The 20,594-nt window shown below is 68.9% G+C and carries 18 protein-coding genes and 1 pseudogene; 6 read left to right on the forward strand and 13 right to left on the reverse strand.

Annotated elements, in window-relative coordinates; all coding sequences use genetic code 11:
* Positions 1-62: 62 nt before the first annotated feature.
* Together OL599_RS00645 and OL599_RS00650 are read left to right on the forward strand one after the other, a co-directional pair.
* Positions 63-1,334: a CinA family nicotinamide mononucleotide deamidase-related protein gene (locus tag OL599_RS00645; protein WP_264711655.1), complete on the forward strand. Its 1,272-nt coding sequence runs from the start codon at positions 63-65 to the stop codon at positions 1,332-1,334.
* A 144-nt stretch (positions 1,335-1,478) separates the two neighbouring features.
* Positions 1,479-2,531 carry a phosphatase PAP2 family protein gene (locus OL599_RS00650; protein ID WP_264711656.1) on the forward strand — a complete coding sequence of 351 codons (1,053 nt, stop codon included), beginning with the start codon at positions 1,479-1,481 and terminating at the stop codon, positions 2,529-2,531.
* A 116-nt stretch (positions 2,532-2,647) separates the two neighbouring features.
* Here the strand turns inward: OL599_RS00650 and OL599_RS00655 are convergent, their stop codons facing one another.
* Together OL599_RS00655 and OL599_RS00660 are read right to left on the reverse strand one after the other, a co-directional pair.
* Complete coding sequence (locus OL599_RS00655) at positions 2,648-3,112, reverse strand: L-2-amino-thiazoline-4-carboxylic acid hydrolase (protein WP_264711657.1); 465 nt, start codon at positions 3,110-3,112, stop codon at positions 2,648-2,650.
* Positions 3,109-4,089, reverse strand: coding sequence for a DMT family transporter (locus tag OL599_RS00660; protein ID WP_264711658.1), 981 nt, complete (start codon positions 4,087-4,089; stop codon positions 3,109-3,111). The genes OL599_RS00655 and OL599_RS00660 overlap by 4 nt, the downstream gene beginning before the upstream one ends.
* A 125-nt stretch (positions 4,090-4,214) precedes the next feature.
* On the opposite strand from OL599_RS00660, the gene OL599_RS00665 reads away from it, so the two are divergent.
* Positions 4,215-5,387: a M24 family metallopeptidase gene (locus OL599_RS00665; RefSeq protein ID WP_264711659.1), complete on the forward strand. Its 1,173-nt coding sequence runs from the start codon at positions 4,215-4,217 to the stop codon at positions 5,385-5,387.
* A 21-nt stretch (positions 5,388-5,408) separates the two neighbouring features.
* Here the strand turns inward: OL599_RS00665 and OL599_RS00670 are convergent, their stop codons facing one another.
* The 7 genes from OL599_RS00670 to OL599_RS00700 form a co-directional block, all read right to left on the reverse strand.
* Positions 5,409-6,578 (reverse strand): acyl-CoA dehydrogenase family protein, encoded by a 1,170-nt coding sequence (locus OL599_RS00670; RefSeq protein WP_264711660.1) that lies wholly within the window; start codon positions 6,576-6,578, stop codon positions 5,409-5,411.
* A 3-nt stretch (positions 6,579-6,581) separates the two neighbouring features.
* The gene (locus OL599_RS00675; protein ID WP_264711661.1) at positions 6,582-7,340 is read right to left on the reverse strand and encodes an enoyl-CoA hydratase/isomerase family protein; all 759 of its coding nucleotides are present in this window, start codon (positions 7,338-7,340) and stop codon (positions 6,582-6,584) included.
* Positions 7,337-8,395, reverse strand: a complete 1,059-nt coding sequence (locus OL599_RS00680) for an acyl-CoA dehydrogenase family protein (protein ID WP_264711662.1) — start codon at positions 8,393-8,395, stop codon at positions 7,337-7,339. Before OL599_RS00680 ends, OL599_RS00675 begins: the two co-directional genes overlap by 4 nt.
* 36 nt (positions 8,396-8,431) lie before the next feature.
* Positions 8,432-9,091: a 3-oxoacid CoA-transferase subunit B gene (locus OL599_RS00685; RefSeq protein WP_264711663.1), complete on the reverse strand. Its 660-nt coding sequence runs from the start codon at positions 9,089-9,091 to the stop codon at positions 8,432-8,434.
* An 11-nt stretch (positions 9,092-9,102) separates the two neighbouring features.
* Positions 9,103-9,783, reverse strand: a complete 681-nt coding sequence (locus OL599_RS00690) for a 3-oxoacid CoA-transferase subunit A (protein WP_264711664.1) — start codon at positions 9,781-9,783, stop codon at positions 9,103-9,105.
* A gap of 37 nt (positions 9,784-9,820) precedes the next feature.
* On the reverse strand, positions 9,821-11,995 hold the full coding sequence (locus tag OL599_RS00695; RefSeq protein ID WP_264711665.1) for an acetate--CoA ligase family protein: 2,175 nt from the start codon (positions 11,993-11,995) through the stop codon (positions 9,821-9,823).
* A gap of 137 nt (positions 11,996-12,132) precedes the next feature.
* The gene (locus OL599_RS00700; RefSeq protein ID WP_347403170.1) at positions 12,133-13,302 is read right to left on the reverse strand and encodes a lytic transglycosylase domain-containing protein; all 1,170 of its coding nucleotides are present in this window, start codon (positions 13,300-13,302) and stop codon (positions 12,133-12,135) included.
* A gap of 262 nt (positions 13,303-13,564) precedes the next feature.
* Here OL599_RS00700 and OL599_RS00705 point away from each other — a divergent pair, with 262 nt between their 5' ends.
* The 3 genes and pseudogenes from OL599_RS00705 to OL599_RS00715 all read left to right on the forward strand — a co-directional run.
* Complete coding sequence (locus tag OL599_RS00705) at positions 13,565-14,041, forward strand: outer membrane lipoprotein (RefSeq protein WP_264711667.1); 477 nt, start codon at positions 13,565-13,567, stop codon at positions 14,039-14,041.
* Positions 14,042-14,129: 88 nt separating this feature from the next.
* Positions 14,130-14,987 (forward strand): ABC transporter permease, encoded by an 858-nt coding sequence (locus OL599_RS00710; protein WP_264711668.1) that lies wholly within the window; start codon positions 14,130-14,132, stop codon positions 14,985-14,987.
* 110 nt (positions 14,988-15,097) lie between these two features.
* Positions 15,098-15,787, forward strand: a pseudogene (locus OL599_RS00715) (ABC transporter ATP-binding protein); the annotation flags it as partial.
* Between the two features lie 25 nt (positions 15,788-15,812).
* On the opposite strand, the gene OL599_RS00720 reads toward OL599_RS00715, so the two are convergent.
* The 4 genes from OL599_RS00720 to OL599_RS00735 are packed head-to-tail and all read right to left on the reverse strand — an operon-like array spanning position 15,813 to position 20,395.
* Positions 15,813-16,445: an ATP-binding cassette domain-containing protein gene (locus OL599_RS00720; protein ID WP_264711670.1), complete on the reverse strand. Its 633-nt coding sequence runs from the start codon at positions 16,443-16,445 to the stop codon at positions 15,813-15,815.
* Positions 16,442-18,115 (reverse strand): ABC transporter permease, encoded by a 1,674-nt coding sequence (locus OL599_RS00725; protein ID WP_264711671.1) that lies wholly within the window; start codon positions 18,113-18,115, stop codon positions 16,442-16,444. The genes OL599_RS00720 and OL599_RS00725 overlap by 4 nt, the downstream gene beginning before the upstream one ends.
* 7 nt (positions 18,116-18,122) lie before the next feature.
* Positions 18,123-19,343, reverse strand: a complete 1,221-nt coding sequence (locus tag OL599_RS00730) for an ABC transporter substrate-binding protein (RefSeq protein WP_264711673.1) — start codon at positions 19,341-19,343, stop codon at positions 18,123-18,125.
* Positions 19,340-20,395 (reverse strand): radical SAM/SPASM domain-containing protein, encoded by a 1,056-nt coding sequence (locus tag OL599_RS00735; RefSeq protein ID WP_264711674.1) that lies wholly within the window; start codon positions 20,393-20,395, stop codon positions 19,340-19,342. Before OL599_RS00735 ends, OL599_RS00730 begins: the two co-directional genes overlap by 4 nt.
* Positions 20,396-20,594 lie beyond the last annotated feature (199 nt).

Genomic DNA, 20,594 nt, shown 5'->3' on the forward strand with positions numbered 1-20,594 from the left:
AGGCACCGCGGCCAGCAGGGCTGGCGCCATCGTCCAGAACCAACATTGCAACGGGCGGCAGCATGCGCATCGAGATCATCTGCACCGGGGACGAGGTCCTCACCGGCAAGATCGTGAACACGAATTTCAGCTATATGAGCCAGAAGCTGGAGGATGCCGGGCTCTCGGTGTTCTGGGGCACCACTGTTGGCGACGATCGGGACAGTCTGCTGCAGGCGTTCCGGCTGGCCGGCGAGCGCGCCGATGCCGTCATCGTCAATGGCGGCCTCGGCCCCACGGTGGATGACCTGTCGCAGGAAGTCGCAGCCCAGGCGGGGGGCGTCGATCTCGTCCTTGATGAGGAATGGCTGGCGCGGATGGAAGCGTTCTTCACCCGGCGCAGCCGCGTTATGCCGCCCAACAACCGCAAGCAGGCGATGCTGCCGGCCGGCGCCGAGATCCTCGACAATCCGATCGGCACGGCCTGCGGCTTCTCCATGGATATCGGCAAGGCGCGCTTCTTCTTCACCCCCGGCGTGCCGCGCGAGCTGCGCCGGATGCTGGAGGAGCAGATCATCCCCCGCCTGCTGGCACGCAGCGGCGCACCGACATCGATCTTTCTGAAGCGGCTTCACAGCTACGGCCTTGGCGAATCACACGTGGACACGCTGCTGGCCGGGGTCGAGGCCATGGTGCCGGACGGCAGTGTGAAGCTGGGCTTCCGCGCGCATTATCCGCAGATCGAGACCAAACTGACGGCGCGCGGCACGGATATGGGCGATGTGCGGCGCAAGCTGGCGCCGGTGGAGGCCGCGGTGCACGAGCGCCTGGGCAACTTCATCGTCGCCGAGGACGACCAGACGCTGGAAGGCGTCGTGCTTGCGGCGCTGACCGGGCACCAGGCCACCCTGGCGGTGGTCGAAACGTTCACGGCCGGCCAGATCGCCGCCCGCATCGCCCCCCTGCCCGGCGCGGAGATGATCTTCCGCCGCGGCGCGGTGGCGCGTGACCGGGCACAACTGCTGGCCGCGGTCGGTCGTGCGGGTGCGGCGCCCGACGGTGAGTTCACCGCCGAGGTCGCCGCGGCGGTGGCCCAGGCCGCCCGCAGCGGGGCGGATGCGACGCACGCGCTGGCGGTCTTGATCGATCTCGACGAAGGCAGCGACCGGATCGATCTCGGCGGGACCATCTGGGTGGCGATCGCAACGACCGACGACGTCGTCTGCCGGCGCGCGCGCATCCTTGGCGGGCGCGAGTGGATCCGTCTGGGCGCGGTCGAATTGGGGCTGGATTGCCTGCGCCGCTATCTTCAGGGATTGCCTGTGGCGGAGCGGATCGATTTCGAGAAGGTCTGAGCCCGGCTCTCTCGGACGTCAGTGAGCACCCGGCGGCCAGTCGGGCGTCGATGGCGCGGGATGCGCCAACGTCTGCGGTCGAAGCTGATCTTAACGTGGTGTGCTCTAGGGAACGGACTGAAGTCTGTCCCCGGAGCGTCATGAATGCCTCGGCCTGATCATAGAAGCTCGGAGTCGGTCAGCGAAATTCCAGGGGCCAGCCGGCTGCTCTGGGTTCTGATCGGAAGCACGGGGGCGGCAGCGGTCGCGGCCTACTGGGCCAATGGGATCTCCCTGAGGCTGGGTGACGCAGGCCCGATCATATTGGCGCCAATCCCGATCTGTCTCGGTGTCAGCTGGTTCTATCGGCGAATCCGGTCCGACTATCGAATCGCCACCGGAAGCGAAGATGCCGCCCAGCTGATACTTATCATTGCACTGGCAACGCTGCTGAACTTCGCGGCCGCCGTTGCCGGATCGCACTTTCCGTACCGCGATGCCTGGTTGGCGGCCGCAGATCAGTGGCTTGGCTTCGATTGGCGTAGTTATGTCGCTTACGTGGATGCGCGGCCACTGGTCGGGCAATTGCTGAAGGCCGGCTATTTCTCCATCAACATCATGTTCCTCCTGGTGCTCGCCGGGCTGACCTTCACCGGCGCGCGGGATCGGCTACAGACCTTCCTCATCGCGGTCTGGCTGTGCCTGATTCTGACCATCGCGATATTTGTCACAATGCCAGCGGGCGCAGCCTATTCCCATTTCGGAGTCGGATTGCAAGATCTGCATACTCTGCACCCTGCGTCTCTGGTGAATCGCTTTACGGCCCTGCTGCCGCAGATGCGAGGCCCCGGCCCCCATTTGGTGTCGATGGACGATCTGGAAGGGCTGATTACATTTCCGAGCTTCCACACGTCCGGCGCCATCCTGTTCGTTTGGGCGTTGTGGCCCAACCGATGGCTGCGCTGGCCGGTATTGGGACTGAATCTGCTCGCGTTGGCAGCAACTCCCGTGGAGGGCGCCCACTATCTCGCCGACATGATCGGCGGCAGTGCCCTCGCCGTCATATCGATCTTCGTGGCGACCGCCGTCGGGGCCGCGCTGCTCCGGTCTCGTGAACGCCGAACCGAAGCTGACGTACGGGAACCGGCATTCAAAGCGCTTGCAACACGCCGTGCCGATCATACCGGCGACAGGCTCATCCAGCCGATACGTCCCTGACGACCAGAATTCCACCGAAGAGCGTCTTGCGTGTGCCGACGTTGGAGGAGGTCAGTCAGTCCAGGCGTTGACTAACTCGCACTCCGCGACCGCGCGCCGGCCAGTATCCGATCTCGTTATTCGTAGTGATAACGGAAATCGCAATGATCCGCGCCGCCCATCAGCGTCTGTGTGCGGGTCAGTTTCAGCCGGGGATCATAGCCTTCGCAGAACGCGCCATCGCGGTTGCAGGACAGGATCGCCCCCAACTCGGCCAGCCCCATGGCGCGATACATCTCGGCATAGCGGCAACGCACGACGTCGAAGTGGAATTCGGTGGCAGTGGATTTCACCACTTCGGTGCGCAGCGCGTCCTCGGCGGTCCAGCGCGGCTGGATGGCGCGGAAACTGCCCAGGCTGGGGTTGCCGCCGGGTGCTTCCTTGGCCATCTCGGCGGCCGTGGATTTCGCCAGCTTGATCACGGCATTGGTCAGGATGCGCCTGGCCGTCTCCTCGCCCAGCTCGGCCTTCATCTCCTCGTATACGCCTTTGGCGAACGCCGCCTCGATGCGGCGCTGGGTCAGGATCGGCAGGTCGGTCATGGCGGGTCCCTCCTTCGGAACGGCCACTCTACACCGCCGCGACCTTGGCGCACTGGGCCGCGGCTGTTCACCAGGCGCAGGCCCACGGCGATCGCGACCAGGCCGGCCAGCAGCGCGATCGAGGCATGCTCCCCCAGCAACAACGCGCCGGCGAGAATGCCGAACAGCGGCGTGAGGAAGGTGAAGCCCGCCAACCGGCCGGCGGGGTAGCGGATGATCATCGCGAACCAGACGAGATAGCTCAGAAACGCCACGATGACGGTCTGGTAGAACAGGGCGGCCCAGGCCAGAGCGGTGGCGTGCGGCCAGTGGTCCATCTCGCCCGCCAGCGCCGACGCGCCCAGCAGGATGGGTGCCGAGCCCACAAGCTGGATCAGCAGGATCCTGGACGACGGCGTGCGCGACAGGCTGGGGCTCGCTTTCACCACCACCGTGGTCGCCCCCCACAGCGCACCCGCCGCAAGGCACAGCAGGTCGCCCGCAACGCTGCCGCCACCGAACGCCAGGCCATCGGCGAAGGCGGCGGCGACGCCGCCGAATGCAATCAGCAGACCCAACGCCTGCCGCAGCGTCAGGCGCTCATGCGGCAGGAACAGATGGGCACCCAGTGCCGTGAAGAACGGAGCGGTGTAGAGGAACAGCACCCCCCGCGACGCGGTGGTGAGCTTCAGCCCGGGATACAGCGTCAGGAACTCGAAGCCGAACAGCACGGCGATCACGATGCCCGGTCCCAGCGCCGCATCCCGCCGGAAGACCGCGCGGAACGCCTCGGGCCCCTCCTTCACCGCAATCCAGCCAAGCACCAGCACGGCCGCGACGGCCGAGCGAAGACCGGCCTGCAGCAACGGCCCCAGGCCCTGCACCACGGCGACCTTCACCGCCACCTGCTGGACGCCCCACAGCGTGCACAGCACCACCAGCACGGCGATGGCCGTCGCATCAACATGATCGCGGCGCTGAACGGCGACTGTGTCCATACCGGGGCGATCGTGCGGATGCGGCGCAGATGCGGCAACCTGCGCATTCCGCAGGACCGCCCTGCGCGTTGTGCGCCTTCCCGCCCCCGTGCGATGCTGCCCGCTGCACTCCGCGGAGGGACACCATGACTGTCGTTACGCCCGGCGAGCACATCCATTTCAGTCGCGACGAATTCGCTGCCCGCCGCGCCCGGACGCTTGCCGAGATGCAGCGCCGTGGCCTGTCCACCCTGCTGATGTTCCGCCAGGAGAGCATGTACTGGCTCACCGGCTACGACACGTTCGGCTACGTCTATTTCCAATGCCTGGTGCTGACCGATGACGGCCGCATGGTGCTGTTGACCCGCGCCCCCGATCGGCTGCAGGCGCGGTTCACCTCCATCGTCGAGGACATCCGCATCTGGGTGGACGGGCCCGACGCCTCACCCGCCCAGGATCTTCGCGATATCCTGCGCGAACTTGGCCGCGCCGGGACAACACTGGGGGTGGAATGGGAAGCCTACGGCCTGACCGCGCGCAACGGCCAACGCCTGTCCGCCGCACTGGACGGGTTCGCCACCCTGGACGATGCTTCCGACCTGATCTCGCGCCTGCGCGTGGTGAAGAGCGCCGCCGAGCTCGAATATGTCCGCCGCGCCGCCGCCCTGGCCGACGATGCGCTGGATGCCGCCGAGCTCGCGACAGCGCCCGGTGCGTTCGAGGGCGACATCCTGGCCGACATGCAATCGGCCGTGTTCACCGGTGGCGGTGACGACCCGGCCAACGAGTACATCATCGGCTCCGGCCCCGGCGCATTGATGTGCCGCTACTTCACGGGACGCCGGCACCTGGACGCCGACGACCAGCTAACCCTCGAATTCGCCGGCGCCTATCGCCACTACCACGCCTGCCTGATGCGCACCTTCCTGGTCGGCCACGCCGATCCCCGGCTGATCGACATGCATGCCGCGTGCACAGATGCATTGCTGGCTGCCGAGGCTGCACTGCGCCCCGGCGATCCCGTGGGCGCTGCCTTCGACGCCCATGCCCGCACACTGGATGCGCGCGGCCTGCGCGAGCACCGGCTGAACGCCTGCGGCTATTCGCTGGGCACCACCTACGCGCCGAACTGGATGGACTGGCCCATGCTGTATGCCGGCCAGGCGCTGGAAGCGCAGCCGGGTATGGTGTTCTTCATCCACATCATCGTCTTCGACGCCACGAACGGATTGGCGATGACGCTGGGGCGGACATCGTTGGTGACCGAGCGCGGGTCGGAGAGCCTGTCGCGAGGGTCAATCGAATTGGTACAAAAATGACAGGCCGGCGGCTTTGCCGCCCTACCCCGGCAACCCCAGCACGTTCTTCGCCAGGATGTTCCGCTGGATCTCGTTCGAGCCGCCATAGATCGTGCTCGGCCGCGCCTGGATGAACAGGCCGGATGGGTGCAGTTCGCGGTTGCCTTCCATCGGATCGAGCAGCCCCGCGTTCTCGCCGGCGATGTCCATCATGGTGTCGGTGATCTTCTGGAACAGCTCGGTCTGGATCACCTTCAGCATCGACACGTCCGGCCCCAGCGTCTCACCCCGGCGGACGATGTCCACGAACGTCGCGTGCAGCGCCTTCAGGTCCGCCAACTCGAGCCGCAGGCGCGTGTACTGGTCCTGGAATGCAAGGTCGTCGAACACGCCCATCCGCTCGGCCAGCACGCGCAGCCGCGTCAGTGCGTAGCCGGAAAGCTTGGGCGAGCCGAGGAAGATGCGCTCGAAGCCCAGCAGGGCCTTGGCCATCGTCCAGCCCTTGTTCACCTCGCCCACCGTCCACGCCTTGGGCACGCGGACATTGTCGAAGAACACCTCGCAGAACTCGTCATGCAGGTCGAGGTTCACGATCGGGCGGACGGTGACGCCGGGGCTGTCCATCGGCACCAGCAGGAACGAGATGCCTTCCTGCTTCTTCGCCGTCCTGTCAGTGCGGACGAGCAGGAAGATCCAGTTCGCGTCATTGGCCAGCGTCGTCCAGGTCTTCTGGCCGTTCACCACCCAGTGGTCGCCGTCGGAGACCGCTTCGGTGCGCAGGGATGCGAGGTCGGAGCCCGCATTGGGCTCGCTATAGCCCTGGCACCAGACATGCTCGCCGCTCAGGATCTTCGGCAGGAAGAAGTCCTGCTGTTCCTTGCTGCCGTACTGGATCAGCAACGGCCCGACCATGACGATGCCGTGGTCGTTGGTCCGGGCCACGCCGTGGCGCTCGCATTCCTCGATGAAGATGATCTGCTTGGCTGCCGACAGCCCCATGCCGCCGAACGCGCGCGGCCAGCCCGGGCACAGCCAGCCTTGCTCGGCCAGCTTGAAATACCACGGCTTGTTGTCACGCCAGTGCAGACGCTTGGGTGGGTTGCGCAGTTCCTCCGGGTAGTTCGCCTCCACCCAGCGGCGCACGACCACGCGGAAGCTGTCGTCGTCCAGCGAGTCGAGGTCGTCGGATGCCGGCGCCGCGATGGCGTTCATGGCTCACACTCCGGAGAAGCTCGGCCTGCGCTTGGCCAGGAACGCCTCTTTCCCCTCGGCATGGTCGGCGGTCAGGAACAGCGCGGACTGGGTATTGCGCTCCCATTCCAGCGAATCCGCCAGCCCTTGGGCCAGCCAGGACTTCGTCATGGCGATCGGCAAGGGCGCGGCGTCGGCGAACATGGCGGCACGCTCCAGGGCAGCGTCGAGCGCAGTGCCAGCGGGCACCACATGGTCGATCAGGCCGATGCGCTCCGCCGCCGCAGCGTCCATCGGCTCCGCATACATCAGGATCTGCCGGGCCCGGCCCTCGCCCACCCGGCGCGGCAGGGTATGCAGCAGGCCGAAATCGGCGATCAGGCCGATCTTGCCGAAGCCGGCCATGAAGCGGGCGCTGTCGCTGGACACGATGGTGTCGCAGCACAGCGCCACACCCAGCCCGGCGCCGACGGCCCAGCCTTCCACGGCGGCGATGAACGGCTTGCTGCCTTCGATGATCAGGCGCACCAGCCGCTGCGTCAGGCGGAAGCGCTCGCGCCCGGCGGCCAGATCCTGCACGTTCATGCCGCTGATGTCGCCGCCGGCCGAGAAGGTGCCGTTGGCGCCGGTCACCACCACGGCGCGCACGCCGGCATCGGCCTCGATCCGCTCCAGCGCCGCGACCAACTCGGCGCGCATCGGCACCGCCAGGGCATTGCGCCGCTCCGGATAGTTCAGCGTGATCACGGCGGTGGCGCCGATACGGTCTTCAAGAATCATCATTCGTCATCCTGGTCAGGGGCGGCCGCGGCATAGCGGCGCCGATGCAAGGCGGCCGAGCCGTACAGGTTGGCCAGCACCATGGCTTTGCGCAGGAACAACCCGACATCGTACTCGTCGGTGTAGCCGATGCCGCCATGCAACTGGATCGCCTGGCGGGTCACCAGCATGGACGCGTCCGCCGCCCGTGCCTTGGCGCGCGAGACAGCGGCCTGGCGCAACGCCGGGGCTGCGGCGCTGTCCAACGTCGCCGCGGCGGAGTCCACGCTGGCGCGGGTGAGCGCCACCTGGATCTTGAGGTCGGCCGCGCGGTGCTGCAGCGACTGGAAGCTGCCGATGGGGCGGCCGAATTGCTGGCGCGTCCTGAGATAGTCGAGCGTGATGGCGAAGGCGCGGTCCATCACCCCAAGCAGGTAGGCGGCGGTGGCGAGGGCGGCTTCCTCGATCGCCGCCGCCATGTCCCCGGCCACGGGCGTGCAGTGCGCGTCCGCCAGTGAAAGCGTGCCGAAGTTGCCGCCATCCTGGGTGCGCTCGATGGTCAGGCGCAGGCCGGGCGCGGCACGGTCCACCAGCGCCAGCCCGTCCCGGCCGGAGACCAGGAACGCGTCGGCGCCGGCCGCCATCGGCACGAACATCTTTCGCCCGCTGGCCCGGCCGCCGGCAACCGTCGTGTCGCCTTGCGCATCGAGCGTGTTGGCGCACTCCTGCCAGGCCGGGATGATCACCCGCTCGCCCGACAGCAGCCCGGCCAACGCGTCCCCGGCCAGCAAACGCGCGGACATGGCGCACGGGATCAGGGGCTCCGGCACCAGCCCGGCACCAAGCTCCTCGGCCAGGGCGCAGTATTCCTGCATGCCCAGGCCCGAGCCGCCGGCGGCCTCGGGCACGCGCAGCCCGGCCCAGCCCATGTCGCACATCGCCTGCCAGGTCGCGCGGTCGAAGCCGGGCTCCCGGAAACGCAGGACCCGGATGCGCTTCATGTCGCCCGGCGCGACCACTGCGGCGGCGCTGTCGCGCAGCAGGCGGATATTCTCGGCCCGGTCTTCAGCGGCGTTCATGGCATCTTCACGGTCCCTGGGCGGCACTGCGGCCGTTCAGGACGGGAAATGCAGCTTCGCCTCGGTGCGGGCCTGCAGGTCGTCGCGCGACAGCCCCGGCAGGATGTCCAGCACCACGAAGCCCCGATCGGTCACGTCCAACACCGCGAGGTTGGTATACACGCGCTTCACCGCGCGCGGTGCGGTCAGCGGATAGCTGGAGCGGCGTACCAGCTTCGGGCGGCCGTCCTTGGTGGTGTGCTCCATCACCACCCACAGGCGCTTCGCCCCCGCGGCCAGGTCCATCGCCCCGCCCACGGCCGGCGCCGTATCGTTCTCGCTGGTGGCCCAGTTGGCGATGTCGCCGTTCTCCGCCACCTCGAAGGCGCCCAGCACGCACAGATCGAGGTGCCCGCCACGGATCATCGCGAAGCTGTCGGCATGGTGCACAAAGGCACCGCCGGTGCGCAGCGTCACATGCTGCTTGCCCGCGTTGATCAGCCAGGGATCGATGTCCTCCTTGGCCGGCGCGGGGCCCATGCCCAGCACGCCGTTCTCGGAATGGATGATCACCTCGCGCTCCGGCGGCACGTGGTCGGCGACCTGGGTGGGAATGCCGATGCCGAGATTCACGTACCAGCCTTCGGGAACGTCCCGCGCCACACGCGCCGCCATCTGCGCCCGGCTCCACGGCTTGATGTCCACGGCAGTGTCCATGACGTCTCTCCTCAGATCGGGGGGGCACCGTAAGGCACGTGCACCACCCGGTCCACGAAGATGCCGGGGGTCACGATGTGCTCCGGGTTCAGTTCCCCGAGCTCCACGACGTGCTGTGCCTGCACGATGGTGCAGTCCGCCGCCATGGCCATCACCGGGTTAAAGTTGCGGCCTGACTTGTTGTAGGTGAGGTTGCCCCAGCGATCGGCCTGCCAGGCCTCCACCAGCGCGAAATCGCCGCGCAGGGCGTATTCCAGCACCATCTCGCGGCCATTGATGGTGCGCAGCTCCTTGCCTTCGGCCAGCTTCGTGCCAACCGAGGTGGGGGTGAAGAACGCGCCCACACCGGCCCCGGCCGCGCGCATGCGTTCGGCCATGGTGCCCTGGGGCACAATTTCCAGCTCGATCTTCCCGGCACGATACAGCTCCTCGAAGATCGTCGAGGTGGAGCTGCGCGGGAACGAGCAGATGATCTTGCGCACCCGCCCCAGCTCCATCAGCAGCGCCAGGCCCACATGCCCGCCGCCGGCGTTGTTGGCGACGACGACGAGGTCCTTCACGCCGGTCTCGATCAGCCCGTCCACCAGCTGGTTCGGCTGGCCCACCGACCCGAAGCCGCCCAGCAATACGGTGGCCCCATCCTTCACGCCGGCCACGGCATCGGCCATGGACGGGACGATCTTGTTGATCATGCGATGCGTACCCTGACGCTGTTGACGACTGCCATACTCATGTCCCCCCGATCTCGATCACGGCGTCCGCGGCATAGGCGCCTTCGCCCTCCGGCATGGCGAAGACGGGATTGAGGTCCACCGCCTGCACTGCCGCGCCCGCCTGATGCGCAAACACTGACAGCCGCGCGAGCATGCGCGCGAGCGCCTTGATGTCAGCCGGCTGGCGTCCGCGCGCGCCCAGCAGCAGCGGGGCGCCGCGAATGGAGCGGATCATGCGCTCGGCCACGTCCTCGCCGAACGGGCAGCGGCGGAACACCACGTCCTTCAGCACTTCCACGAAGACGCCGCCCAACCCGAACATCGCGACCGGGCCGAACACCGGGTCGCGGTGGATGCCCAGGATGCACTCGACGCCCCCCTGCAACTGCTTCGCCACCAGCACGCCCTCGATCCGCGCCGCCGGCGCCGCCGCGCGGGCACGCTCCAGCAGCGTGGCGAAACCGGCGCGCACGCCGTCCGCATCGGCCACGTCCAGCAGCACGCCGCCGATCTCGGATTTGTGCAGGATGTCCGGCGACAGGATCTTCATCACCACCGGGAAGCCGAACGATGCCGCGGCAGCCACGGCAGCGTCGGCGGTCGGGCACGCCCGCTCGGGGGCGCTGGGAATGCCGGCCTCGGCCAGCAGGCGCTTCGCCTCCGCCTCGCTGGGTGTCGCGGCCGGCAGCGCGACCACGGGGACGGAAGGCGGTGCGGCGTCCGGGGCAGCGGCGAAGGCGGCGCCAAACCGGCCCATCGCCTCGATCGCGACCACGGCGCGCGACGGGTCCTCGAACACCGTGAATCCGTCCGCTTCGTAGTCGCGCACTACCTCGGGCGGCGCCAGCACGGACAGCACGTATAACCGGTCCGGGTACTTCGCCCGCGTGGCATTCAACTCGGTGCGCAGCTTCGGCACCATGCTGGGTGCGCCGCCAATCTGGGAGAAGAAGCACAGGATTGACGAATACCCGCCGTCGCCCGCCACCGCGTCGGCGAAACGGCCGACAAGGGAGAAGTCGTTGAACGCCTGCGCCGTGCAATCCACGGGGTTGCGCGGCGCGCAGAACGAGACCAGGGCCTTCAGCCTGGCCTGCGCATCCGCCGGCATTTCCGGCATCGGAACGCCCAGCTCGTCCGCAGCGTCGCTGATCAGCACGCCGGCGCCGCCGCTCATGGTCATCACGCCCAGCGTGTTGCGCGCGGGGTAGATGCGGCGCGACGCGAGCTGGGCGATGTCCAGCATCTCCTCGGTGGTGCGCGCCCGCACCACGCCGAACTCGGCCAGCACCGCATCGGTCACGGCGTCGTCGCCGGCAATGGAGGCTGTATGCGACTTGGCGGCGGCCGTGCCCAGCGCGCTGCGGCCCACTTTCATCATCACCACCGGCTTGCGCGCGGCCCGCGCGGCCGCCAGCGCCGCCAGCAGGCCCTCGGACTCGCGAATGCCCTCGGCATAGGCGGCGATCACGTCGGTCTCCGGGTCCTCGGCCAGCCAGCCGATCACGTCACCGATGGTGACATCGCCCTCGTTGCCGGTGGTGACGCAGAGCGGGGTGCCGAGTCCGCGATCGCGCGCGGCGGCGAACAGATGCGTGCCGTAGGCGCCGGACTGGCTGACGATGCCGATGCGCCCGGGCCGCGGCCAGCCATTCTCGAACGAGGAGGAGAAGATCGGATAGAAGCCGATACGCGCGTTGAACAGGCCAAGGCAGTTGGGCCCGAGCATCCGCATGCCGGCTGCCTTGGCCGTCGCGACCATGCGCGCCTGCGCCTCCGCCCCCGCTTCATCCACCTCGGCGAAGCCGGCCGTCAGCACGATCGCGCCCTTCACGCCGGCAGCGGCGAGGTCGGCCACGGCCGGCACGGCAAGCTCCGCCGAGACCGCGACAACGGCGACATCCGGCACTTCCGGCAGATCGGCCACCGAGGGGTAGGCCCGCAGGCCCTGCACTTCCTCGCGGCGTGGATTCACCGGGAAGATGCGCCCGGCAAATCCCTGCTTGCGCATATAGGCGATCGGGCGGCCGCCGATGCGTGTGGGATCGGTCGAGGCGCCCAGCACGGCCACCGAACGCGGGTTCAGCAGCGGCGTCAGGCTGGCGAAGCGGGCGCCAGCGGCGCCCACACCACCACCGCAAGCCCGGCTCGCCGGGCCTTGCCCGGACTGAGTTGCGGCCGGTTCGCTCATTCGTCTTATCCCCCCGGAGATCGGTCGGTGCCGATCATGCCGTCCGGGCCGCGGGGCCACAACCCGGTGGCATCCGATGGGGCGCGATGCGGCCGCGTGGCTCCGGAAAGATCAGGCCGGCAGGGTTGCGGCGGTGCTCAGGATTGTGCGTCAGGTGACAGCACGATGCAGCCGCCGCGACTGCGCGAGATCCGCTCGCACGCCTGCATGGCGGTGTCGCGCGACAGACCGGTCAGCCGGGCACGATACAGCGTGTTGCTGGCCTGGCGCACGGTCCCGATCGTCGGCCGGGCTGAGGCCAGCAGGTCGCGCGCACGGCCGCGGGCAGCATCGGCGGCGGCACGGGCCTGGCTCTCGTTGCCGAAAGCACCCACCTGGATCGCCCAGCTGCCCGCGGCGGGTCCGCCGCGCTGGGTCGGCAGCGTGTCCGCCATGGCCGGGGCGATCAGGTGGAAGCCTGAGCGGCCGGCGGCAGGGGCGGCCGCGGCCACCTGCTGCACCGCCGGCGCCGACACGGGGCGCGGCGGCTCGGGCAATGCCGCCGTCTGCACAACGCCGCGGGCATAGCCGGTACGCGGGCCGCGATTGTCGGCCAGGGCCACCGGGGCGCTGTTGTTGCGGCCGCGCGGATAGCGCGGACCGGCGGGAATGTTGATCGGCAGCATCGCGTATTGCGGGGCCGCCGCCACGCGCACCGGCACGCTGTCGCCGATCGCGGATCCCACCCGGGCGACGTAGCGGCGCGTCTCATCCGGCAGGGGCCGGTTGCGCGTCAGATAGTCGTCCAGCCGGCCTGGGCCGGCGTTATAGGCGGCCAGGAAGCCGGGCGAGCCGAACACGTCGTACAGTTCGCGCAGGTAGGCGGTGCCGGCCATGATGTTGTCGTGCGGATCGAACGGGTCGTCGCCCAGGTCGTAGCGGGCGCGCAGTTCGTCATACGTGGCGGGCATCACCTGCATCAGGCCCATCGCCCCGGCGCCGGACGTGATGAGTTGGCCGTTCTCGTACAGGCGGCCGCCGGATTCCTGGCGCATCACCTCGCGCACCCAGCGCTCCGGCACGTCGTACTTCGCCGCGGCCTCGGTAATGTAAGGGCCCCAGGGGTCGCCGGGCGGGCCGGGCGGGGTGTAGTTGCGCTTGGCCCGGGCGACATACTGCGCCGCCTCCTGGGTGGCGCTCATCTGCGAATGGTTGCCGGCGCACGCCGACAGCAGACCGAGCGTCGCCACGCAGATCAGGGCCCGCATGGTTGGCAGGAAACGCCCGCGTTCTGCGTCAGTGCGGAGGCGGATCGGGTGGGTCGTCATGCGGCGCGAGTCTCCGTCGTGGCACGACCGCAAATGCAGCCGGAGGGCACGGCGGCCTAGCGGCCGTCGTTGACAGTAATAGTCAGGAACCCGGGGTAAGTCCTTATCCTAAAGCGTTGTTCAAAGCAAGGTTACCGTGATTTCATGCTCACGCGCGTGTGATGCCGTGCCGTGTTCACACGGATATGCTAATTGTTGCGGTCAGAGTACGCCCTCCAGACCACGGGTCCGGCGCGGGTTGGCACCGAGGAGACCGAGAGTGATGTTCAGAACGACCCGCAACCTCGCTGCCGCAACAATCCTGGTTGCCGTGCTGGGCGTGGCTGCATGCGCGCCGACCAACACCAACACCACCTATACCGGCGCGGATATCGGCCGCACCGCCAGCGTCAGCTATGGTGTGATCGTCTCGATGCGCCCGGTCACGGTGCAGGCCGATCAGACCGGTGTGGGCACACTTGGCGGCGCCGCGCTGGGTGCAACCGCGGGCAGCTTCATTGGCCGCAACGACGTGCGCGGCAACATCCTCGGCGCCGTCGGTGGCGCGATCATCGGCGGCATCGCCGGCTCGGCCGTCGAGAAAGGTGTCAGCACCGGCAGCGCGGTGGAATTCATCATCCGCGAGGACAACGGCCAGACCATTTCGGTGGTGCAGACCAACGAAGACGGCTTCCGGCCCGGCGAACGCGTCATGCTGACCCGCGGCGCCCGCACCCGGATCGCCCGCACCGGCAGCTGAACGCGCACCAGGCCAGCGCCGGCTGGCACGCCGCGTCCGGACGCTCCGGTTGCGGCAGGCCGGCTTATGGGCTATCGCCCCGCCCGGCATGACCGTCGCGCTGCAACCCGGCACCCGAGGCGCCAAGACCCTCGAACTCACCCCAGGCAATACCGCCGCGGAGCGCCAGCGGATGGCCGTTCGCGACCTGCGCGAGGCCGCATCGCTGTGGCGGCTGTGCTGGACGCTGGCCTGGCTCGACATCCGCCTGCGCTATCGCGGCTCGATGCTCGGGCCGTTCTGGCTGACCTTGTCCACCGGCGCCATGGTCGCGGCCATGGGCGCCATCTATTCGACGCTGTTCCGCATGGACCTGCACGAATACCTGCCATTCCTGGCGGTATCGCAGGTGCTGTGGGGCTTCCTGGCCACGCTCGTCACCGATGCCTGCACCGGCTACACCAGCAACGAGGGCATGATCCGGTCCATCCGCATGCCGTTTTCGCTGTATGCGGCGCGGATCGTGCTCCGCAACCTGATCGTGCTGGCGCACAACACCGTCGTCTTCGTGGTCGTCGATGCCGTGCTGGACACCTGGCCCGGGCCGGAGGTGATCCTGGCGATCCCGGGCATGGCGTTGTGGCTGGTCGACTCGCTGGCGATCACGGCCACCCTCGGCGCACTGTGCGCTCGCTTCCGCGATATTCCGCCGATCGTCACCAACGTGTTGCAGATGGCGTTCTTCGTGACTCCCGTCATCTGGAAGCCGGAGCTGGTGGGCGACGCGCAGTGGATGCTGCCGTTCAACCCCTTCTTTACGTTGCTGGAAGTCGTGCGCGGCCCGCTGCTGGGCACGGTGCCGGACATGGCGGTCTATGCCTCGGCGATCGGAAGTTCGATCCTGCTCTGCGGCGTGTCCTGGCTGCTGTTCTCGCGCGTGCGTGGCCGGATCGCGTTCTGGATCTGACGGCGATGCCCACCAGCCCCCTTGCCGAAATCGATGTCTCCGCGCTGAGCCTCGACTTTCCCCTTTACCACGCCAGCGGACGCAGCCTGAAGAAGACGGTACTGAGCACCGTGGCCGGGCGCATGGGCGCGGACGCGAAGCGCCGCATCGTCGTGCAGGCGCTGCGCGACATCTCGTTCACCCTGCGCAGCGGCGACCGGCTGGGCCTGATCGGCACCAATGGCGCGGGCAAGACCACGCTGCTGCGAACGCTCGCCGGCATCTACGAGCCGCTCAACGGCTCCGTGCGGGTCCAGGGCACCCTGAACGCGCTGCTGGATCCGCATCTGGGCATGAACGTGAACCTCACGGGCCGCGAAAATATCACGCTGCGCGGGATGTATCATGGGCTGGGACCGGCGGCGGTCAAGCGGCTGCTGGATGACGTCCGCGATTTCGCCGAGCTGGGCAATTTCATGGAGTTGCCGGTGCGCATCTACAGCGCCGGCATGATCGTGCGCCTGGGCTTCGCACTCGCCACCGCCATCCGCCCGCAGGTCCTGCTGATGGACGAATGGTTCCTGGCCGGCGACGCCAACTTCATGGAGAAGGCGCGCGCGCGGCTGGAAGACATGGTGCGCGGCGCCGAGATCCTGGTGCTCTCCACCCACAGCACCGAGACGCTGATGGACTGGTGCAACCGGCTCATCTGGATGGAACAGGGCCGCATCCGCGAGGACGGGCCGACCGAACAGGTGCTGGAGCACTATCTCGGCCATCCGCTGAAACAGAAGGCGGTGCCTGCGTCCCTTTCGGATTGATCGGCCGGGACCGCGGCCGCCCCGCTCACGCCAGCTCCAGCACCGGCCCCCCGGCGGCATCGGCGTCGGCATGATCATGCGTGACCAGCAGCACAGGCAGCCCGCGCGCCGCCGCTGCATCGAACACGACGCGACGCAGGCGGTCGCGCAGAGCCGCGTCCAGGCGGCCAAAGGGTTCGTCCAGCAACAACGCGCGTGGCCGCGACAGCAGAACGCGCATCAGCGCGATCCGCGCCCGCTGACCGCCGGACAGCGAGGCCGGGTCCCGTGCGGCCATGCCGGGCAACTCGGCTTCGATCAACGCCGTCTGCATGGCCGCACGCCGGGCGGCGCGGCCGCGCATGGCTGGGTCCAGGCCGAACAGCAGATTGTCGCCCACGCTCATGTGCGGGAACAACAGATCATCCTGGAACAGGATGCCGAGGCGGCGGCGATGCGGCGGCAAAGCCGTGATGTCGTCGCCGTCGATCAACACCCGGCCCTCGGCTTGCAGCCCCGCGGCCAGCGTGCCGCAGGCGAAGGCCAGCAGGCTCGATTTGCCCACCCCGCTCGGTCCCATCACCGTGACCACCTGGCTTGGCTCCGCCGTCAGCGACAGGTCGCGCAGCAGCGTGCGCGTGCCGGCCCGGATGGTGACGTCGCGCAGATGCAGGCTCATGCCGCCAGAGCCAGCCCCCGGCGTCGCCGGGCCCGCCAGGACGGCAGGCCGACCGCCAGCGCGTAGGCCAACACCGGCAGCGCCGCCTGCAGCAGCGCGGTGGCCGCAACCACCCGCCGATCCCCGCCGGAGGACAACGTCACCGCCTCGGTGGTCAGCGTCGCCACCCGGCCGGCGCCGGCGAACAGCGTGGGCAGATACAGCCCGGCGGAGACGGCGAAGCCGACCGCCGCGGCGGCCAGCAGCGGGCGGGCCAGCAGCGGCAGCGTCACCCGCAGCAGTACCCGCCACGGCGGAGCGCCCAGGCAGGCCGCGCTGCGCAGCAGGCGCGCATCCAGCGCCCGCCAGGGATCGGCCAGCGACAGGAACACGTAGGGCAGCACAAACACCAGATGCGCCCACACCAGCGCCAGCGCTCCGCCATCCAGCGACAGCCACACCAGCAGGATCTGCATGCCGAACAGGAAGGCCACCTGCGGCACAAGCAGCGGCAGGTACAGCAACGCCATCGCCCGCCCGGCCGGGTGCCCGATCCGCCGCTCGTTCTCCAGGCACGCCACCGCCAGCAGCAGCGCGATAATCGTGGCCGCCACCGCCAGCGCCACGGTGACGCCGGCGGTCCCCGCCAGGCCGGGCAGCTGCGCCTGCCAGGTGCCCAGACCCCACGCCTGCGGCAGCGCATCCGGGAACCGCCAGGACCGTGCGAAGGACCACAGCGCCAGCACCAGGATCGCCGCGACGCTGGTCCCGATCAGCAGAATGCCGACCGCCGAGGCGAGCCCGTCGGCCCCACCCCCGCCACGCTCCCCGCTGCGGCCCCAGGCGCGGCCCAGCCGGGCAACGACTGCTTCGATGACCCGCAGCCCCAGCAACGCGGCCAGCACCACCGCCGACAACAGCACCGCGCCGGCGCCGGCGGGGAACCAGCGCGACAGGTCGGGGTCGGCGAACCAGCGCACGATCTGCACCGCCAGGGTCGGCGGGTTGGACGGACCAAGCACCAGCGGCACGTCCACGACCGACAGCGAGAAGGTCAGCACCGCCATCACCGGCAGGCGCAATTGCGGCCAGACCCGCGGCAGCACCACCAGCAGCCAGGCGCGCCAGGGGCCGTAGCCCAGGGCGGCCGCCACCCGCAGCGTGGCCGGCGCCTCCACCTGCGCCAGCGCCGCCAGGGTCATCAACAGCAGGTACGGCGCCTCTTTCAGACAGAGGCCCAGCACCAGCGCCGCCCCCCAGGGGTCCTGCACCGTCGCGATGTCCGGGGGCACCTGCCATCCCGTCAGGCCAGGGGAGACCAGTCGGGCGATCCAGCCGCTGGGGGCGACCAGGAAGGCAAAGCCAATGGCCAAGGCCGCGTGCGGTGTTGCCAGGACCGGCGCAATCGCAGCCTGGACCGGCCGCAGCACGCGTGCCCGGCGGGCGGCGATGGCCAGCGCCAGGGCGGAGGCCAGCGACAGCACGGTGGCGGCGAGGCCGGTGCCGATGGTCAGCACCAGGCTGGTTGGCAGCCCCGGCCAGGCGAGCAGTTCCCGCCACGGCTGCAGCGACAGCGCGCTGCCGCCCAGCGCCGGCAAATAGCCGAACGCCGGCAACAGCGTCGCCACCATGCCCGCGCCCACCGGCAGCAGCAGCACACTCAACAATGCGGCGGGTGCGAGGCGCAGCATTCGAGTACTACAGCGTGACCCGCTTCTCCCACTCCGCGGCGATGGCGGTCATCCACGATGGATGCGGCTCCGGCAGCGGCCGACCCAGTTCGGCATCCGACAGCGTGGCGACGGGCCGCGGGAGGTCGTCGAACAGCTTGCGTTCGGCGGCAGACAGGCGGCCGAGCGCAAGCACGGTCGGGCTGCCCAGGATGCGCGGGTCCATGCCGTGCGCCTGCGCCTCCGGCGACAGCAGGAAGTCGGCCACCAGCAGGGCGCCCTCCTTATGTGCGGCGTTGAAGGGAATGGCGTTGAAGCTGCAATTGCCGATGGTCCCGCCGTCCAGCACATAGGTGCGCACCGTGCCCGGCAACGTGCCGTTGGCGATGGCGGTGGACGCTTCCGAGGGGTTGAACGAGATCATGATGTCGATTTCGCCATCGTTCATCAGCGCGCGCTGCGCCGGCCCGCTGTCGGGGAAGTTCCGGCCGCCACGCCACAGGCTGGGGCGCAAGGCGGCGTACCAGTCCCACAGCGGCGCGGTGACCGGCCCGAACGTCGCGCCGGTTGCCGCTTGTTGCAGCAGCGCAGGATCGGGGGCGAGTTCGTACAACGCCTGCTTCAGGAAGGTGGCGCCGAGAAAGTTGCGGACCGTCGGATGCGTCACCCGGCCTGGATGGGCGGCCGCCCAATCGCGCAGCGCCGCCATGCTGCGCGGCGGGTCAGGCACCCGGACGCTGTCGTGCACGAACACCACCTGCGCCATCCGCCACGGCACTTCATAGCCGTCTGTCGGCACGGTGAAGTCCACCATGGTAGTGGGCTTGCCGATGCGGTCGATCAGGGCGGCATTGGGCAGCAGGTCCAGCACCGGGCCATGCAGCAGGCCCTGCTGCTTCATCGCCAGGAAATTGGGGCCGTTGATCCAGATCAGGTCCACCGACCCGCCCTCGTTGCGGCCAGCGACCTTCTCGGCCACCACACGCGCCACCGCCTCGGAGGTATCGCGCAGGCGCACGTGGCGGAGCTGCAGATCGTGGCGCATCTTCATGCGCTCGCTGGTCCAGGCGATGAAGGCGTTGGTGCGGTCGTCGCCGCCCCAGGCGTTCCAGAACACGGTCTGGCCGCGCCCGGCCCGCTCGATCCCGGCCCAGGCCGGTGCAGCGGCGCGGGCCAGCGGCGCCAGCCCCGCCGCGGCGGTGCCGGCGAGCAGGCCCCGGCGGGACAGGGGCGCGCGAACCAGGCTCATACGGTCTCCTTCAGGCGGCGCATGCGGGCGGCTTCGATCACGGGGGCCAGCACCTCCGCGTGGAAGCGGTCGCAACCGATGCACAGATTTGCGTATGGCTTGCCCGTCGGGGAAGTGGTGCGCGCCTTCTCCAGGAAGGTTTCGACGCTCCAGCCCAGGGTCAGGCCCATGCGTTCCGGCTTGCCGGCGTTGATCGCCTCATAGACGGGATCGCCGGCCAGGCTGTCGAGGATGTCGGTCAGCCGCTCCTCCAGCAGGTTGCCCACCGGCAGCCTGGTCTTGACGCAGCAGGGATAGACGCTGCCATCCGGCTCGATGGACACTTCCGAGCCGGCATACGGGTGGTTGAGGAAGTTCATCCCGCCCGACCAGCGGGCGCAGAAATTGTCGGCGATGGTGGCGGTGGAGAGCCCGTTCTGCCACGCCCGCCCGCGTGGCCACAGCTTGCCGATCCAGGACTCCGGCGTGGCGCCGAAGAAACTGTAGACCGGCCCGTCCTCCTGGTGCCAGGCACGGTCCGGCGCCTGCCGGCCGGAGGGGCGCATGCCGGCGGCCTCGAACACGGCGGTCAGGCCGGCCTTGAACGCGGTCTGCTTTTCTGTCCCTTCCAGGCCAACATGGAAATCGTCGACGCCGGCGACCGAGATCATCCACACCCCACGCGCGAGCAGGTCGCCAATGATCTCCAGCGTGACCAGGTCTCCGGTGGTCTGCAGCACCACGCGCACGCCGCCGGCGTCACGGTATTTCGCCACCAGCGCCTCGATCACCGGATAGGTCACCCGCCGGCGCGTCGCCTCCAGCAGCGCCTCCCCGCCGGACAGGACGATGCGGCCGGTCTTCTCCGGCAGCGTGCCATCGGGCGCGGGATCGTCCTGGTCCAGATAAGTCATCCGGTCCGGCAGGTTGGCAATGATGCGCGGGGCATTCGCCTCCGCCTCGGCCACGACGGCCTCAAGCTCGCTGCGGACATACGGCCTGAAGCGGTCTTCATAACAGTGCCGACACTTGCGATGGCAGGCCCAGGCCATGACGTAGTAGATCGATTCCATACGCGCCCATCTCTCCTGCCGCCGACCCGCCTGAGGTGGGGCGTTTCCTATGGAATTCCTATGCCGCCGCCCTCGTCGCGACATCGATTTCCTATGCCATAGCCGCAACGTTGCAGGTCCTACATCCGCAGCACAAGGCTCGTCATGTACGACGCGATCTTCCTGGCCCTTGGCGTCGTCGGCTTCGCCGTCTGCCTGG

This window comes from Limobrevibacterium gyesilva, assembly GCF_025989185.1.
GTDB classification, from domain to species: Bacteria; Pseudomonadota; Alphaproteobacteria; order Acetobacterales; family Acetobacteraceae; genus Limobrevibacterium; species Limobrevibacterium gyesilva.

Excerpts from the sequence above, each read along its gene's own strand:
- OL599_RS00675 (WP_264711661.1), bottom strand. The coding sequence starts at position 7,340 with ATGATGATTCTTGAAGACCGTATCGGCGCCACCGCCGTGATCACGCTG.
- OL599_RS00710 (WP_264711668.1), top strand. The coding sequence starts at position 14,130 with ATGACCGTCGCGCTGCAACCCGGCACCCGAGGCGCCAAGACCCTCGAA.
- OL599_RS00735 (WP_264711674.1), bottom strand. The coding sequence starts at position 20,395 with ATGGAATCGATCTACTACGTCATGGCCTGGGCCTGCCATCGCAAGTGT.
- OL599_RS00705 (WP_264711667.1), top strand. The coding sequence starts at position 13,565 with ATGTTCAGAACGACCCGCAACCTCGCTGCCGCAACAATCCTGGTTGCC.
- OL599_RS00660 (WP_264711658.1), bottom strand. The coding sequence starts at position 4,089 with ATGGACACAGTCGCCGTTCAGCGCCGCGATCATGTTGATGCGACGGCC.
- OL599_RS00650 (WP_264711656.1), top strand. The coding sequence starts at position 1,479 with ATGCCTCGGCCTGATCATAGAAGCTCGGAGTCGGTCAGCGAAATTCCA.
- OL599_RS00655 (WP_264711657.1), bottom strand. The coding sequence starts at position 3,112 with ATGACCGACCTGCCGATCCTGACCCAGCGCCGCATCGAGGCGGCGTTC.
- OL599_RS00680 (WP_264711662.1), bottom strand. The coding sequence starts at position 8,395 with ATGAACGCCGCTGAAGACCGGGCCGAGAATATCCGCCTGCTGCGCGAC.
- OL599_RS00670 (WP_264711660.1), bottom strand. The coding sequence starts at position 6,578 with ATGAACGCCATCGCGGCGCCGGCATCCGACGACCTCGACTCGCTGGAC.
- OL599_RS00665 (WP_264711659.1), top strand. The coding sequence starts at position 4,215 with ATGACTGTCGTTACGCCCGGCGAGCACATCCATTTCAGTCGCGACGAA.
- OL599_RS00690 (WP_264711664.1), bottom strand. The coding sequence starts at position 9,783 with ATGATCAACAAGATCGTCCCGTCCATGGCCGATGCCGTGGCCGGCGTG.
- OL599_RS00725 (WP_264711671.1), bottom strand. The coding sequence starts at position 18,115 with ATGCTGCGCCTCGCACCCGCCGCATTGTTGAGTGTGCTGCTGCTGCCG.
- OL599_RS00720 (WP_264711670.1), bottom strand. The coding sequence starts at position 16,445 with ATGAGCCTGCATCTGCGCGACGTCACCATCCGGGCCGGCACGCGCACG.
- OL599_RS00695 (WP_264711665.1), bottom strand. The coding sequence starts at position 11,995 with ATGAGCGAACCGGCCGCAACTCAGTCCGGGCAAGGCCCGGCGAGCCGG.
- OL599_RS00685 (WP_264711663.1), bottom strand. The coding sequence starts at position 9,091 with ATGGACACTGCCGTGGACATCAAGCCGTGGAGCCGGGCGCAGATGGCG.
- OL599_RS00645 (WP_264711655.1), top strand. The coding sequence starts at position 63 with ATGCGCATCGAGATCATCTGCACCGGGGACGAGGTCCTCACCGGCAAG.
- OL599_RS00730 (WP_264711673.1), bottom strand. The coding sequence starts at position 19,343 with ATGAGCCTGGTTCGCGCGCCCCTGTCCCGCCGGGGCCTGCTCGCCGGC.
- OL599_RS00700 (WP_347403170.1), bottom strand. The coding sequence starts at position 13,302 with ATGACGACCCACCCGATCCGCCTCCGCACTGACGCAGAACGCGGGCGT.